The 13084-nt window shown below is 73.0% G+C and carries 12 protein-coding genes; 5 read left to right on the top strand and 7 right to left on the bottom strand.

Annotation, left to right across the window (positions count from 1 at the left end):
- Nucleotides 1-89: 89 nt before the first annotated feature.
- On the bottom strand, nt 90-1535 hold the full coding sequence (xylB, locus tag QA802_RS03750) for a xylulokinase (RefSeq protein WP_334518133.1): 1446 nt from the start codon (nt 1533-1535) through the stop codon (nt 90-92).
- A gap of 139 nt (nt 1536-1674) precedes the next feature.
- On the opposite strand from xylB, the gene xylA reads away from it, so the two are divergent.
- A complete protein-coding gene (gene xylA, locus QA802_RS03745; protein WP_334518131.1) occupies nt 1675-2841 on the top strand; it encodes a xylose isomerase in 1167 nt (388 codons plus the stop codon).
- Nucleotides 2842-3017: 176 nt separating this feature from the next.
- Entirely contained in the window at nt 3018-3467 is a 450-nt protein-coding gene (locus tag QA802_RS03740; RefSeq protein ID WP_334518129.1) for a hypothetical protein, read from the top strand.
- A gap of 94 nt (nt 3468-3561) precedes the next feature.
- Here QA802_RS03740 and QA802_RS03735 read toward each other — a convergent pair whose 3' ends face one another.
- Nucleotides 3562-4884, bottom strand: a complete 1323-nt coding sequence (locus tag QA802_RS03735) for an SWIM zinc finger family protein (protein WP_334518127.1) — start codon at nt 4882-4884, stop codon at nt 3562-3564.
- Nucleotides 4881-7928 (bottom strand): SCO1167/SCO6262 family helicase, encoded by a 3048-nt coding sequence (locus QA802_RS03730; RefSeq protein WP_443042259.1) that lies wholly within the window; start codon nt 7926-7928, stop codon nt 4881-4883. The genes QA802_RS03735 and QA802_RS03730 overlap by 4 nt, the downstream gene beginning before the upstream one ends.
- Before the next feature lie 275 nt (nt 7929-8203).
- Here QA802_RS03730 and QA802_RS03725 point away from each other — a divergent pair, with 275 nt between their 5' ends.
- Nucleotides 8204-8386 (top strand): tail-anchor membrane protein, encoded by a 183-nt coding sequence (locus tag QA802_RS03725; RefSeq protein WP_334518123.1) that lies wholly within the window; start codon nt 8204-8206, stop codon nt 8384-8386.
- Between the two features lie 56 nt (nt 8387-8442).
- Here the strand turns inward: QA802_RS03725 and QA802_RS03720 are convergent, their stop codons facing one another.
- The 3 genes from QA802_RS03720 to QA802_RS03710 all read right to left on the bottom strand — a co-directional run bounded on the left by QA802_RS03720 (nt 8443) and on the right by QA802_RS03710 (nt 10560).
- On the bottom strand, nt 8443-9411 hold the full coding sequence (locus QA802_RS03720) for a hypothetical protein (protein WP_334518121.1): 969 nt from the start codon (nt 9409-9411) through the stop codon (nt 8443-8445).
- A 140-nt stretch (nt 9412-9551) separates the two neighbouring features.
- The gene (locus QA802_RS03715) at nt 9552-9881 is read right to left on the bottom strand and encodes a hypothetical protein (RefSeq protein WP_319167008.1); all 330 of its coding nucleotides are present in this window, start codon (nt 9879-9881) and stop codon (nt 9552-9554) included.
- Nucleotides 9882-10017: 136 nt separating this feature from the next.
- Entirely contained in the window at nt 10018-10560 is a 543-nt protein-coding gene (locus tag QA802_RS03710; RefSeq protein ID WP_334518117.1) for a PadR family transcriptional regulator, read from the bottom strand.
- Between the two features lie 182 nt (nt 10561-10742).
- Between QA802_RS03710 and QA802_RS03705 the strand changes: the two genes are divergently transcribed.
- Nucleotides 10743-11501 (top strand): alpha/beta fold hydrolase, encoded by a 759-nt coding sequence (locus QA802_RS03705; RefSeq protein WP_334518115.1) that lies wholly within the window; start codon nt 10743-10745, stop codon nt 11499-11501.
- A gap of 5 nt (nt 11502-11506) precedes the next feature.
- On the opposite strand, the gene QA802_RS03700 is transcribed toward QA802_RS03705, so the two are convergent.
- Nucleotides 11507-12106 (bottom strand): class I SAM-dependent methyltransferase, encoded by a 600-nt coding sequence (locus tag QA802_RS03700; RefSeq protein ID WP_334518113.1) that lies wholly within the window; start codon nt 12104-12106, stop codon nt 11507-11509.
- A 152-nt stretch (nt 12107-12258) separates the two neighbouring features.
- On the opposite strand from QA802_RS03700, the gene QA802_RS03695 reads away from it, so the two are divergent.
- Nucleotides 12259-13062: an MHYT domain-containing protein gene (locus QA802_RS03695; RefSeq protein WP_334518111.1), complete on the top strand. Its 804-nt coding sequence runs from the start codon at nt 12259-12261 to the stop codon at nt 13060-13062.
- Nucleotides 13063-13084 lie beyond the last annotated feature (22 nt).

The following is a 13084-nucleotide window of genomic DNA, read 5'->3' as shown; positions in this document are numbered from 1 at the left end:
GATTCGTCGTCGATTCGTCGATGGGCTGGCTGGTCGAATTGCGGACGCCGGGTCGCCGGGTTGTCGGACCCGGGTCGGTTCCTCGACGGTCAGTGGGCGGGTGCGCTCCGCTCCAGCAGCGGGGACGCGTCGGAGAGTACCCCGGCGATTCTCGTCAGCGCCGCCTCGTCCCGCTCGACGGCGTCGAGGACCGGACCCCGGGCGGTGTTCCAGCGACGGGCGACGGCGGCCGGGTCCTCGCCGGTCAGCAGGCCCGCCGCCTGCGCCGCGGCCCCCAGCGCGACGAGTTCCTTCGCCTCGGGAACCTGGACCGGCCGCCCCGACAGCCGGCGCACGGTCTGCTGCCAGGCCGTGCCCCGGGCGCCCCCGCCGATCAGCAGCAGGGGCGCCGAGCGGTCCGCGTCCTCGTCGAGGACGAGGTCGAGCGCGCCGAGCAGGGAGTGCACGGCGCCGTCGTAGGCGGCCTGGAGCAGCTCGCCGGCGGTCGTGTCGTGACGCAGGCCGTGCAGCACGCCCGAGGCGTTCGGCAGGTTCGGGGTGCGCTCCCCGTCCAGGTAGGGCAGGAGCGTGAGGTGCGCGGTGGGCTCCACCGCCTCGCGGTCCAGGCCCAACAGAGCGGCGACGCGGTCTACGGCGAGGGTGCAGTTCAGGGTGCAGGCCAGGGGCAGCCAGTCGCCGTGGGCGTCGGCGAAGCCCGCCACGGTGCCCGTGGGGTCGGTGGGGCGGCGCTTGGCCACCGCGTACACCGTGCCCGAGGTGCCGAGGCTCAGCACGGGCGTGCCGGGCCGCAGCCCGAGGCCGAGCGCCGCCGCCGCGTTGTCCCCGGTGCCCGCGGCGACCAGCGTTCCCTTGGCGAACGGCAGGTCGTGGCTGTCGCGCACGGTGCCCGCGACCTCCCCGGGCCGTACCACGCGGGGCAGCAGGGCCGGGTCGAGTCCCACATGGGCGAGGATCTCCTCGTCGTACGCCTCGGTCCCCGAAGCCCACCAGCCGGTGCCCGAGGCGTCGCCGCGGTCGGTGGTCCCCTCGCCCGTCAGGCGCTCGGTGAGGTAGTCGTGGGGGAGACGTACGGACCGGGTCGCACGCAGCGCCTCCGGCTCGTTCTCCGCCAGCCACGCCCACTTCGTCACCGTGAAGGAGGCCGCCGGCACGGATCCGGTGCGCTCCGCCCAGAACTTCGCGCCGCCCAGCTCCTCGGTCAGGCGGCGGGCCTGCGGAGCCGAACGGACGTCGTTCCACAGCAGCGCCGGGCGCACCGGCTCCCCGAGCTCGTCCAGCGTGACGAGTCCGTGCTGCTGGCCGCCGATCGACACGGCAGCGGCCTCGCGCGCCGCGTCGCCGCACTGGTGCAGCGCCTCGCGCAGGGCGTCCCACCACTGGCGCGGGTCGCTTTCGCGGCCCGCCCCCGAGGACACGGTGTGCGGCGCCTGGCCGCTTGAGACAACGGCTCCGGTGGCGGCGTCGACGACCAGGACCTTCGTGGACTGGGTGGACGTGTCCACGCCGACGACGAGCGGACCCTCGGCTGCTGACATCGGGTTCTCCCTCAAGTTTTTCCGCGGCTCCGCGGGATCTGTCTTCCCAGAGATGCGTCCGCATACTAATTTGTAAACGGCCATGACGAAATAGTTCGCCACCACCCCCGCACGACAGACTTCAAGCAAGGAGCCCGGCATGAGCTACCAGCCCACCCCCGACGACAGGTTCACCTTCGGCCTGTGGACCGTCGGCTGGCAGGGAAGGGACCCCTTCGGCGACGCCACGCGGCGTGCCCTCGACCCGGTCGAGACGGTGACGCGCCTGGCCGACCTGGGCGCCTACGGCGTGACGTTCCACGACGACGACCTCATCCCGTTCGGATCTTCCGACAGTGAGCGCGAGGAGCACATCAAGCGCTTCCGTCAGGCCCTGGACACCACCGGCATGACCGTGCCGATGGCCACCACCAACCTCTTCACGCACCCCGTCTTCAAGGACGGCGCGTTCACCGCGAACGACCGCGACGTGCGCCGGTACGCCCTGCGCAAGACGATCCGCAACATCGACCTGGCCGCCGAGCTCGGCGCGAAGATCTACGTCGCCTGGGGCGGCCGTGAGGGTGCGGAGTCCGGGGCCGCCAAGGACGTCCGTGTGGCGCTCGACCGCATGAAGGAGGCCTTCGACCTCCTCGGCGAGTACGTGACCGCGCAGGGTTACGACCTGAAGTTCGCCATCGAGCCCAAGCCGAACGAGCCGCGCGGCGACATCCTGCTGCCCACCGTCGGCCACGCCCTGGCGTTCATCGAGCGCCTGGAGCGTCCGGAGTTGTACGGCGTCAACCCGGAGGTCGGCCACGAGCAGATGGCCGGGCTGAACTTTCCGCACGGCATCGCGCAGGCGCTGTGGGCGGGCAAGCTCTTCCACATCGACCTCAACGGCCAGTCCGGCATCAAGTACGACCAGGACCTGCGATTCGGCGCCGGCGACCTGCGTTCCGCGTTCTGGCTGGTCGACCTGCTGGAGAGCGCCGGTTACGCGGGCCCGAAGCACTTCGACTTCAAGCCGCCGCGCACCGAGGACCTCGACGGCGTGTGGGCGTCGGCGGCGGGCTGCATGCGCAACTACCTGATCCTCAAGGAGCGCGCGGCCGCCTTCCGTGGCGACCCGGAGGTCCAGGAGGCCCTGCGTGCCTCGCGCCTCGACGAGCTGGCCCAGGCCACCGCCGCCGACGGCCTGGAGAGCCTGCTCGCCGACCGCACCGCCTTCGAGGACTTCGACCCCGAGGCGGCCGCCGCCCGCGGCATGGCCTTCGAGCAGCTCGACCAGCTCGCCATGGACCACTTGCTGGGCGCCCGGGGCTGAACCGCGTACGCGCGTGTGTGCGTCGAGCAGCCACACACGCGCGTGCCGCCGGACTTTCCTCGCCTGGTCGACCTCCGCGCGCGATACGCCGGAATCATGCGCTCCATGACATGAATCGGTATCAAGTCGCGTGCGGAGGGCGCCCCTCGCACGGGCGCACGGTCACGCTGGACGGTATGGCCACGCCCCCCGTACCACCGCAACCGCCCGGACCGCCGGGTGACCTGCCGCCTCCCGGCGGCTTCGGACCGCCCACCGCCCCCTTCGCAACCGGTGATCCCGGCGGCCCCGGCCGGCGACGCAGGCACCCGCTCTTCGTGGTGTTCGCACTGCTGGTTCTGGCCGCGGCCGTCGTCGCCGTCGTGCTGATGGCCTCGGGAAGCGGCGACTCGCCGGACGACGGGCCGACGACCGGGGGCAGCGCCACGAGCTCCCCCAAGCCGTCCCCCAGCCTTCCCTCGGACCTGCCGAGCGGCTTCCCCAGCGGCTTCCCCAGTGCTCTGCCGACCGAGCTGCCCACGGCACTGCCGAGCACATTGCCGACGGATCTGCCCAGCACGCTGCCGACCGGGCTGCCCAGCGAACTGGAGTCGCTGCTGCCCTCGTTGGAGGACCTTGTGCGGTAGCCGACGTCACCGGCCCCGCGGCCCACGCGTGTGAGGCCTCGCCGCCGCGCGCCTGTCGTACGACAGCGGAAGGCGTCTCTGTCGGGGCCGGCGCTCACTCGCCGTCGGCGCGCGCCGTTGCCAGGGCCGTCGCCGGATCGTGGGCGGAGTCCCCGGCCGGCATCCAGCGACCGCTCTCCTTGCGGTACGGCCACCAGCGACCGTCCGGTCCCAGCCTCAGTTGGCAGGCCTCACCGACGACCGTCCACCGGTTGGCCCGCGCCCGCAGCACCGGCCGCTCGTCGTCCTCCCAGGCGGCAGCCAGTGCGGCCCGCGCGCGGGCGAGGTCATCGCCCTCGACGGCCCGTTCCTCCTCGAACACCGCCAGGGCAGCCGGTCCGCCGTGCCGCCAGGCCCGTACGGCCGAGGCCAGCTGCTCACGGCTGCGCCCGGAGCCGGAGGCCAGCCGCACGGTCACGGCAGCGAGCTGCTGCGCGTCCGGACGGCCGTCGCCGACACCGGCCGCCAGCCGCACGGCGTCCTGGCCGATCGACGACGGCTCCGTCTCCGCGCCCCGTCCCGGCTGCCCGCGCAGCGCCTGCGCGAGCAACCGGTACGCCCCGGCGGCCGCCTGGGCGGCCAGGAACTCCAGGGCAGCGGGCTCCACTCCGGGCGGGGGCGGCGTGTCCGTGTCCAACGCGGGCGGCACGCCCGGCTCCGGCGGGAGCACGGGGGCGGCGGGCAAGGCGGGCAGGATGTCCCCGGCGGCGTACGCCTCCGCCGCGTCCACCCCTTCGGCCCGGTCCACCGCCGCCGATGCCGCCGGAGCGGCGGCGCTGCGTGCCTGGAGGTTGTCCAGCAGGACCCGTTCGGCGCGGCCTCGAAGCAGGAGCAGGACGAACGGATCCTGGTCGAGCAGCCTCGCCACCTGGTAGCAGACGGCCGCCGTGTGACCGCAGTGGTCCCAGGCGCCGCAGTCGCACTCGGCCTCCAGGTCGCCGAGCCCCGGCAGCAGATGGACACCCGCCGAGTCGGCATCCTCGACGAGATGGGGCGGCATCTCCCGGTCGAGCAGCGCAGCCATGTGGGCGGCGCGTTCGACCGTCAGATCCAGGAAGCGGTCCCACTGTGCGTCCGACAGCGTGTCGAGCAGCACGTCGGCCCGGTGCGGCGTGCGGTCACGGCCGCGGACGACGGCCGTGACGCGGCCCGGCCGCACGGTCACCGCGCCCACGGAGCCCGCGCGCGCCAGTCGCCGGCCCGCCTTCACCTGCTCCCCGTCCATGGCGCCGTCCTCCAGCGCCGTGAGCCACGCCCTGCCCCACCAGGTCTGCGCGAATCCCGTCCCGTGCGAGGGAGGCAGCGCCGTGAACGTGCGTTCCTCGATTCCCTCGACGCGTCCCTCGCCTCGCCGCCCGGCGCTGTCGTGCCCGTTCAACGCGTGCTCCCTCGCAGTTCCACCAGATCGGCCAGCTCGGCGTCCGTCAGTTCGGTGAGCGCCCCCTCTCCGGCCTCGAGGACGGCGTCCGCGACAGCCCGTTTACGTCGCAGCATGTCGGCGATGCGATCCTCGATGGTCCCTTCGGCGATCAGCCGGTGCACCTGAACGGGCCGGGTCTGGCCGATGCGGTACGCGCGGTCGGTGGCCTGTGCCTCGACGGCCGGATTCCACCAGCGGTCGTAATGCACGACGTGCTCCGCGCGCGTGAGGTTGAGCCCGGTGCCCGCGGCCCGCAGGGACAGCAGGAACACGGGGGCCTGCCCGTCCTGGAAGCGCCGGACCATGGCCTCGCGCTCGGCGACCGGCGTGCCGCCGTGCAGGAACAGGGTGGGGACGCCCCGTGCGGCAAGGTGCTGTTCCAGCAGCCGCGCCAGGCGCACGTACTGCGTGAAGACCAGCACGCTCGCTCCCTCGGCGAGGAGAACGTCGAGGAGTTCGTCCAGGAGCTCCAGCTTCCCGGAGCGTCCGACGGTCTTCGGCCGGTCCTCCTTGAGGTACTGCGCGGGATGGTTGCAGATCTGCTTGAGAGCGGTCAGCAACTTCATGATCAGGCCGCGCCGCGCCATGTCGTCGGCGTCGGCGATCGCCGCAAGGGTCTCGCGCACCACGGCCTCGTACAGGCCCGCCTGCTCATCGGTGAGGGAGACGGGCCGGTCGGTCTCGGTCTTGGGCGGCAGCTCCGGCGCGATCCCCGGGTCCGCCTTGCGCCGGCGCAGCAGGAACGGTCCGACCAGCCGGGCGAGCCGCTCTGCCGCCGCCGGCTCCCCGCCGCCTTCGACCGCTCGCGCATAGCGCGCGCGGAAGTGGCCGAGGCGGCCCAGAAGGCCTGGCGTCGTCCAGTCCAGGATCGCCCACAGCTCCGACAGATTGTTCTCCACCGGAGTGCCCGTGAGGGCCACCCGCGCGCGTGCGCCGATGGTTCGCAGCGCCCGCGCGGTGGCCGAGTACGGGTTCTTCACGTGCTGTGCCTCGTCCGCGACGACCAGACCCCATGGCACCGTGCCGAGTCGTTTCGCGTCCAGCCTCAGGGTGCCGTAGGTCGTGAGCACGAATTCCCCGTCGGCCGTCGCCGCGAGGTCACGACGCGGGCCGTGGAAGCGGCGCACCGGCGTGCCCGGGGCGAACCTCTCGATCTCCCGCTGCCAGTTGCCCATCAAGGACGTCGGACAGACCACGAGGGTGGGGCCTGCGGCCGAGGCGTCCGTCTGGCGGTGCAGGTGCAGGGCGATCAGTGTGACGGTCTTGCCCAGCCCCATGTCGTCCGCCAGGCAGCAGCCCAGGCCGAGGGCTGTGTTCCGGGCCAGCCAGTCCAGCCCGCGCCGCTGGTAGTCGCGCAGGGTGGCGTGGAGTGCGGCGGGCTGTGCCACCGGCTCCCGCCCCTCGGGACGCGTCAGCCGCTCCCGCAGGGCCGCCAGCCATCCCGTGGGCTCCACGTCGACCTGGAGGCCGTCCACCTCTGCGGAGCCCGTCAGAGCGGCGCTCAGGGCGTCCACGGGCGTCAGCTTGCGGTCTTGCCGGGCACCGGCCCGACGCAGTTCCCCGGGATCGATCAGGACCCACCGATCACGCAGCCGCACCAGCGGCCGCTTCGCCTCGGCCAGACGGTCGAGCTCCTCACGCGTGAGCTGCCGGTCGCCGAGCCCGAACCGCCAGGTGAACGTCAGGAGAGCGTCCGCCGACAGGAACGACGGCGTGTCCGACCCCCGGCCTCCGGAGCCCGTGCCTCCCGGGCCACTGCTTCCAGAATCGTTGCCTCCCGAGTCCGCCTCTCCCGAGCGCGGGACCGGCTCCGGAGGGCCTACGACCGCGCGGGCGGTCAGGGTGCGGGCGAGCTCTCTGGGCCAGTGCACCTCGACGCCTGTGTTCGCCAGCGCCCGAGAACCGTCCCCCAGGAGCTCGATGATCTCCTCGTCGACGAGGTCGACGGCCTCGGGGACCGTCGCCGACAGCAGCGGATCGAGCGCGGGCCAGGCTCGCGCGGCCCGGCGCAGGGCGAGCAGGGCGTCCGTCCGCGCGCGGGGCCCGAACGCCTCGCGCGTCACCTTCGGGCCGCCCCAGACCTCGGCGGCGTCGGCGACGAGCCCGGGATCGCTGACACTGTGCACCTGCGGCACGGCCCGGAAGCCGGGTCCCGCTCCGCCGGGGCCGGGCAAGGCGGACGCGGACGCACCGGATCCGTGGACGAATGTCCGGAATTCGGCGGCGTCGCTCTCGTCGACGGCCGGTACGCCCCCCGGCGATTCGTGACCGGCGAGCTCCGGTACCCCGATGCCCGACACCTCGATCCGCAGCGAGATCCGTACGCCGGCGTCGTGGCCCGCGGCGACGTCGGCCGCCCATCCGCGGAGCTCCGGCGCCGTTCGCGGCTCTCGCGCCGCGTAGGCGGGCCCGCCGGTCACGAGTTCCGCGGCGGACGTGCGGGGCAGAGCGTCCGCGACGGCGTCCAGAAAGGCGCGCAGCAGCCGCTCGGGGGCGGGGAGTCGCAGCGGTGAGGTGTCGTCCACCGGCACGGCGTGTGCCTCGGGCGGCATGGATGCGGCCAGTCGACGCACCTCCTCGACGTCGTCCGGGCCCAGCGGTCCGGCCCGCCAGGCGTCGTGGTCCTGTGCGGACAGGCCGGGCAGCAACAGGCCGCGCGCCGTGAAGCGCAGGGACAGCAGGGCGGCCGCACCCCAGAACGCGGTGGCGCGGTGGGCGTCCGGGTCGGTGCGTGCGTGGACGAGCACGGCAAGAGCGTCCAGCACTGGCATCTGCAGCACGGGCACGCGGGTGAGAGCCACGCCCGCGTCGGTCGGCCGGACGACGGACAGACTCGAGGGCGGATACTGCGCGCTCCGCGGCCGTGTGACGGGAGGGACGGCACCGTCGGTTCGCCAGAAGGCGACGCTGCCCGTGCGAGCCGGGGCGCCGGGCACGAACAGGGCGCAGCAGCGGACCAGTTCGGAGGTCTCGGTTGATACTTCCGTGGGAACCCTGTGCACGGTGATGAGCTTGCTCCTCAAGTTTGACTACCAGGGCGGAGTCGCCGAGGGTACAGCACTGGGGAGGGGAGAGCACACGGTGTTCTTGGCGGGCCGGTCGGGGTCGGTTCGGCTGCATGTCCGGCTGCATGTCCGGCTGCGGGTACTCGGCCGTCTCGGGGGCGTCTCGGGGGCGTAGTTCAGGGACGTCTCAGGGTCGCTTCCGGAACCGCGGGCGGCGCGGACCCGTTTTCATGGCAGAGAGCGGCAACGGCCGCGAAGGAGGCGACGCACAGATGTCGAAGAACGCGAAGATCGCCGCAGGGGGCGTGGCGGTAGGGCTCCTCCTGCTGATCTGGCTGCCCTGGTGGGCCGCCCTGCTGATCGTGGTGGGGGTTCCCGCGGCGGCCTACCTCACGCTGGATCCGTCACAACGGCGCAGGCTGCGCCGGGTCACGCGCAAGGAAATCGGCCGCTGAGCGACGGGGACCGCGGGGGCGGTCCCCGTCGTCCGCTCGGGAAGGCCCGACCGGCCTCAGAGGGGTCGTACGGCCATCTTGTCGAGCGCTTCCAGAAGTCCGGGCAGCTCGGGGCCGCGGCCGACCGGCAGCACCTCGCCCGGCTCCTCGTCGAGCAGCACGAACGCGATGTCGTCGGTTCTGGCGACGAGCGACCAGCCGGGGCCGTCGGCGCGCAGAGTTCGTGCGTCACCGGGAGCGAAGGAGGACCGCACCCGACCCAGCGGAGGCGGGCTGTCGACGTAGGCGCGCACCTCGGCCAGCACTCGTCGGATCCCGCTGTGGCCGCCCGGCGATGCCTTGCCGGCCGCGTCGGACCCGGCGTCGTCGACCGAGTCCGTCTTCTCGGTCTGCCGTCCCGAGTGCTCCGCCGCGGCGACGGACCCGCGCGACCCGGGCGCGTCGGCCGCAGCGGACTCGCCGTCGTGGCCGGCACCGCCGGCGGCCCCTGCGGCCGCCTCGGCGCGCTCCCGCGACGCCGTGAACTCCGCGTCGTCGATCTGCTCCCGCCACAGGGCCCACTGGAGCGCGATCTCGTCGGCGCCGAGCCGACGCTGCGCCGGACCCCAGGTACTGGTGTCCGGAGGCGTAAGCGCGGAACCGTCCGCGACGTCCGGGGCCGGGTCGTGCGGCGCGGGCACGCCCGGAGCCGCGACGGCGACCGCCAGCGGCCAGCCGGGCAGTGCGGCGACGACCGTCCGCTCGTCGGGCGACAGGTCGTACTCCATGCCGCAGTCCCACGACGCGATGGCGACGGCCACCAAGGACACGTCGTCGATGACGACGGTCCACCGTGCCCCTCCGCCGTCCTGGCCCAGCACCAGGCCATACCCGTCGGCGAGCGGCGGCATGCCGAGCGCCGCGCAGGCCTCCGGATAGTCGTCGCCCAGCGCGCTCGGGAACTTCGCCGGCGTCAACAGCACCGCCGTGAGCACATAGAGCGCGTCGTCCGCGGCGGCGACGGTGTCCTCGTCCGTCCCGGCCATCTCAGCCTCCCCATCGGTTCGTCCAACCGCGCGCACCCTAGTGCGGCGAGAAGGCGCTTGTCACGACTGGCCGACATACCCGGAGCTGCAGGTTTCCGGCCGGACGGGGCGAATCGACCACGTGTGACCCGTCGGATGCGTCACGCTGTCGGCAGTCCGAGGAGTTCGCGAGCCACGGTCCGCGGCGATTCGCCGCGTTCCCGTGCGAGGGCGATGACGGCGCGACAGGCCAGTTCGTTGACGCCGAAGGACAACGCCTCCGGCGACACCCAGTCCACCGTCTCGTCGATTCTGTCCTGATCGTCCTCCGCGCAGGCCGAGACATACGCGGCTGCCGCCTCGAACAGGTTGTGCGTGCGCTTTCCGCCCGTGCGCGCCGTCCCGCCCGGACTTCCCGCGCCACCCGGGCCGGAGCGCGCGCGTCTCGCGTCGAGGAGTCTTCCGTAGGCCTTGTGTATCGCACTCAACATGCAGACCGCCTTCCCAGTGCCGCAATGCGTCGACGGGCCGTACATCTCCCGCTGCTCACCCTGGAGTTGCCCGCTCGGAGGCGGGAGGGAACGGGCTTGGGGGAACCGGGTCGGCGGACGAGGCTGCGGTAGCGGCTCAGTGATCCTGCGGGTCTTGCGGGTCGAGCGAGTCGAGCGTGTCGCGCAGCCAGGTGAGTTCGGCCCGCGAGGTGGCCCGGGCGATGGTCAGGACACCGCGCCGGAACGGGTCCGTCAGTTCCTCGGCCCGCAGCGGCCGGGCGCCGTCGTAGAAGAAGCTCGCCGGCTCCTCGAGGAAGGCCAGTCGGCGGCGCAGCACCGCGGCCTGGGCGGCGGAGTCGTCCAGGTGCCGCAGGAAGGCGAGCAGCGTGAACCATCGGTTCTCGTCGGTGATGTCGCGCCGGTCGGGTTCGGCGAGCCGCCTGCGCAGTTCGTCCCGGCCGTCGGAGGTGAGACTCAGGACGTGCCGGGGAGCGGCTACGGCGCCGGGCTCCTTGGTGCGCACCAGGAGGCCCGCCTTCTCCAGCCGCTTGATCGCCGGGTACAGGGTGCTCTCGGCCACCGGGCGTACGTGCCCGGTGAGTGCGGTGATGCGCTTGCGCAGCTCGTAGCCGTGCAGCGGGGCGTCGAACAGGAAGCCGAGGACGGCGAGCTCCAACATGCCCGCATTCTGCCCCAGAACCGCTGTACCTCGCCGGCTGGGTACCACGCGAAACGGATACCATGATGACGTTGTACATCGTTGCCGAGGTATTATCGTCGCGATCCTTATGGCGATCGATCCAGACGGCCAGACGGCCAGACGGATCCGGACGGACGACGACGGTGATACGAGGGGGAGCGATGCAGCAGACCGAGTTCGACGGCAGGGGCAGCCGAGTGCGCTGGACGGAGACCCGGGGCGGCGGACCCATGCGGGTGTACGTGCACGGACTGGGCGCGGCCTCGACCGTCTACCACGCGCACGTGGCGGCGCGGCCTGAGCTGGCCGGTCGTCGGAGCATGTTCGTCGACCTGCCGGGCCACGGCATCAGCGACCGTCCCGCGGACTTCGGCTACACGCTCGAGGAGCACGCCGACGCGCTGGCGGCCGCGCTGGACGCGGCAGAGGTGACCGGCGCCGAACTGGTCGGGCACAGCATGGGCGGCTCCGTGGCCGTCGTCCTGGCCCACCGCCGGCCTGATCTGGTCGCCCGGCTGGTGCTGACGGAGGCCAACCTCGACGCCTTCCCGCCGCCCGCGGCGGGCAGCAGCGGCATCGCCTCGTACGCGGAGGACGAGTTCGTCGTCGGCGGGTACGCGCGCGTGCTCGACGAGGTCGGGCCCGTGTGGGCCGCGACGATGCGGCTCGCCGACCCGCGCGCGTTGCACCGCAGCGCCGTCGGTCTGCGGCGCGGATCCGATCCGGTCATGCGCGACATCCTGACCGGGCTCCACTCGGTGGAGCGCGTCTACCTGCAGGGTGAGCTCACCGGCCCGCTCGACGGAGCGGACGCGCTGGAGGCCGCCGGGGTGCGCGTGGTCACGGTGCCGGGCGCCGGCCACAACGTCATGTTCGACAACCCCGACGCGTTCGTGCGGGCGGTCGCCGGCGGCGCCTGACCCCCTCAGTCCCCGCGCACGGCCACTGCCAGGAACCGCGCGTCCTCGTCGACGTACGACGTCATGCGCCATCCGGCGCCCGCCAGCAGCGGACGAAGGCGGGGTTCCGCCCGCAGATCCTCCGGCGTGATCTGCCGGCCCTGGCGGGCCGCGAGCGCCGCCCGGCCGATGGGGTGGAACAGCGCCAGTGTGCCGCCGGGGCGCACCACACGCGCCAACTCGCGCAGGTTCTCCTCCGGCCGGGGCAGATGGGCGACGAGACCCGCACCGAATACGGCGTCCAGGGCCCCGGAGCGCAGAGGGAGCGCGGTGACGTCGGCGAGCACCAGCCGCCCGTCGCGGTCGCGTCCTGCCCGTACGGCGGCCTTCAGCATGGCCGGGGTCAGATCCACCCCGGCGACCACTCCCGAAGGCCCCACGGCGGCACGCAGCGGCGTCAGGGCCCGCCCGGTGCCGCAGCCGGCGTCCAGCACGCGGTCCCCCTCGCGCAGCCCGAGGGCGCCGATCGCGGCCGCGTAGGCGGGACCGTCGTCGGGGAAACGGTCGTCCCAGCCGGCAGCACGGGCGCCGAAGAACTCCTGAACGTGTGTGTGAAGGTCGCTCATCCTCCGCATGATCCCTCACCGGCCCGGAGGATGCCTCGGCGCACATGTTCGAGCGTGACCCGATCGTTCCGGCGCATCTCTGGGTCATATTCCAACAGCTTTCGAAATGCGCCGCCTTTGTGCTCCCGTGCCCCGGCTAGCGTCCCGTGGCCATGGGACACCTGGACCACGCCGCCTTCGGCTGGCTGACCCCCGTGCTGTCGTACGCGATGGCCTGCATCGGCGCCGCCCTCGGGCTGCGCTGCACCATGCGCGCGCTCGGCGCCTTTGGGCGCTCACGCCGCAACTGGCTGATCACCGCGGCGTCGGCGATCGGCACCGGCATCTGGACCATGCACTTCGTGGCCATGCTCGGATTCGGCGTCACCGGCACCGACATCCGCTACGACGTTCCCCTGACGGTGCTCAGCCTGCTCGTGGCCGTGGTCGTGGTCTGCGCCGGCGTCTTCGCCGTCGGCTACAGCGGCGACCGCACGCGCGCGTTGCTGATCGGCGGGCTCACCACCGGTCTCGGCGTGGCGAGCATGCACTACCTGGGCATGGCGGCGGTCCGGCTGCACGGTGACATCACCTACAACGCGGTACGGGTGGGACTCTCCGTCCTGATCGCCGTCGTCGCGGCCACCGCGGCCCTCTGGGCGGCGCTCAACATCAAGTCGCCGATCGCCGTCACCCTCGCCTCCCTCGTCATGGGCGTGGCGGTGAGCAGCATGCACTACACGGGGATGTTCGCGGTGCGGGTGCACGTCATGCCCTCGGGCGAGCCGCTGCCCGGGGCCACGGCGATGCAGTTCATCTTCCCCCTCGCCGTCGGCCTCGGGTCCTACCTCTTCCTGACCTCGGCCTTCGTCGCGCTGTCGCCCACCACGGGGGAGCGCACGGCCTCCGCCTCGGCACAGCAGGCGGTGGAGAGCGCCCAGGGCGGTCCGGAACGACAACAGGCACGGTCCGTCTGACCGGCCGGAACACCCGCCCCCA

Source organism: Streptomyces sp. B21-105 (assembly GCF_036898465.1).
Taxonomy (GTDB): domain Bacteria; phylum Actinomycetota; class Actinomycetes; order Streptomycetales; family Streptomycetaceae; genus Streptomyces.
This window is presented reverse-complemented; position numbering and strand designations above follow the sequence as displayed.

Excerpts from the sequence above, each read along its gene's own strand:
- xylB (WP_334518133.1), bottom strand. The coding sequence starts at position 1,535 with ATGTCAGCAGCCGAGGGTCCGCTCGTCGTCGGCGTGGACACGTCCACC.
- xylA (WP_334518131.1), top strand. The coding sequence starts at position 1,675 with ATGAGCTACCAGCCCACCCCCGACGACAGGTTCACCTTCGGCCTGTGG.
- QA802_RS03740 (WP_334518129.1), top strand. The coding sequence starts at position 3,018 with ATGGCCACGCCCCCCGTACCACCGCAACCGCCCGGACCGCCGGGTGAC.
- QA802_RS03725 (WP_334518123.1), top strand. The coding sequence starts at position 8,204 with ATGTCGAAGAACGCGAAGATCGCCGCAGGGGGCGTGGCGGTAGGGCTC.
- QA802_RS03720 (WP_334518121.1), bottom strand. The coding sequence starts at position 9,411 with ATGGCCGGGACGGACGAGGACACCGTCGCCGCCGCGGACGACGCGCTC.
- QA802_RS03715 (WP_319167008.1), bottom strand. The coding sequence starts at position 9,881 with ATGTTGAGTGCGATACACAAGGCCTACGGAAGACTCCTCGACGCGAGA.
- QA802_RS03710 (WP_334518117.1), bottom strand. The coding sequence starts at position 10,560 with ATGTTGGAGCTCGCCGTCCTCGGCTTCCTGTTCGACGCCCCGCTGCAC.
- QA802_RS03705 (WP_334518115.1), top strand. The coding sequence starts at position 10,743 with ATGCAGCAGACCGAGTTCGACGGCAGGGGCAGCCGAGTGCGCTGGACG.
- QA802_RS03700 (WP_334518113.1), bottom strand. The coding sequence starts at position 12,106 with ATGAGCGACCTTCACACACACGTTCAGGAGTTCTTCGGCGCCCGTGCT.
- QA802_RS03695 (WP_334518111.1), top strand. The coding sequence starts at position 12,259 with ATGGGACACCTGGACCACGCCGCCTTCGGCTGGCTGACCCCCGTGCTG.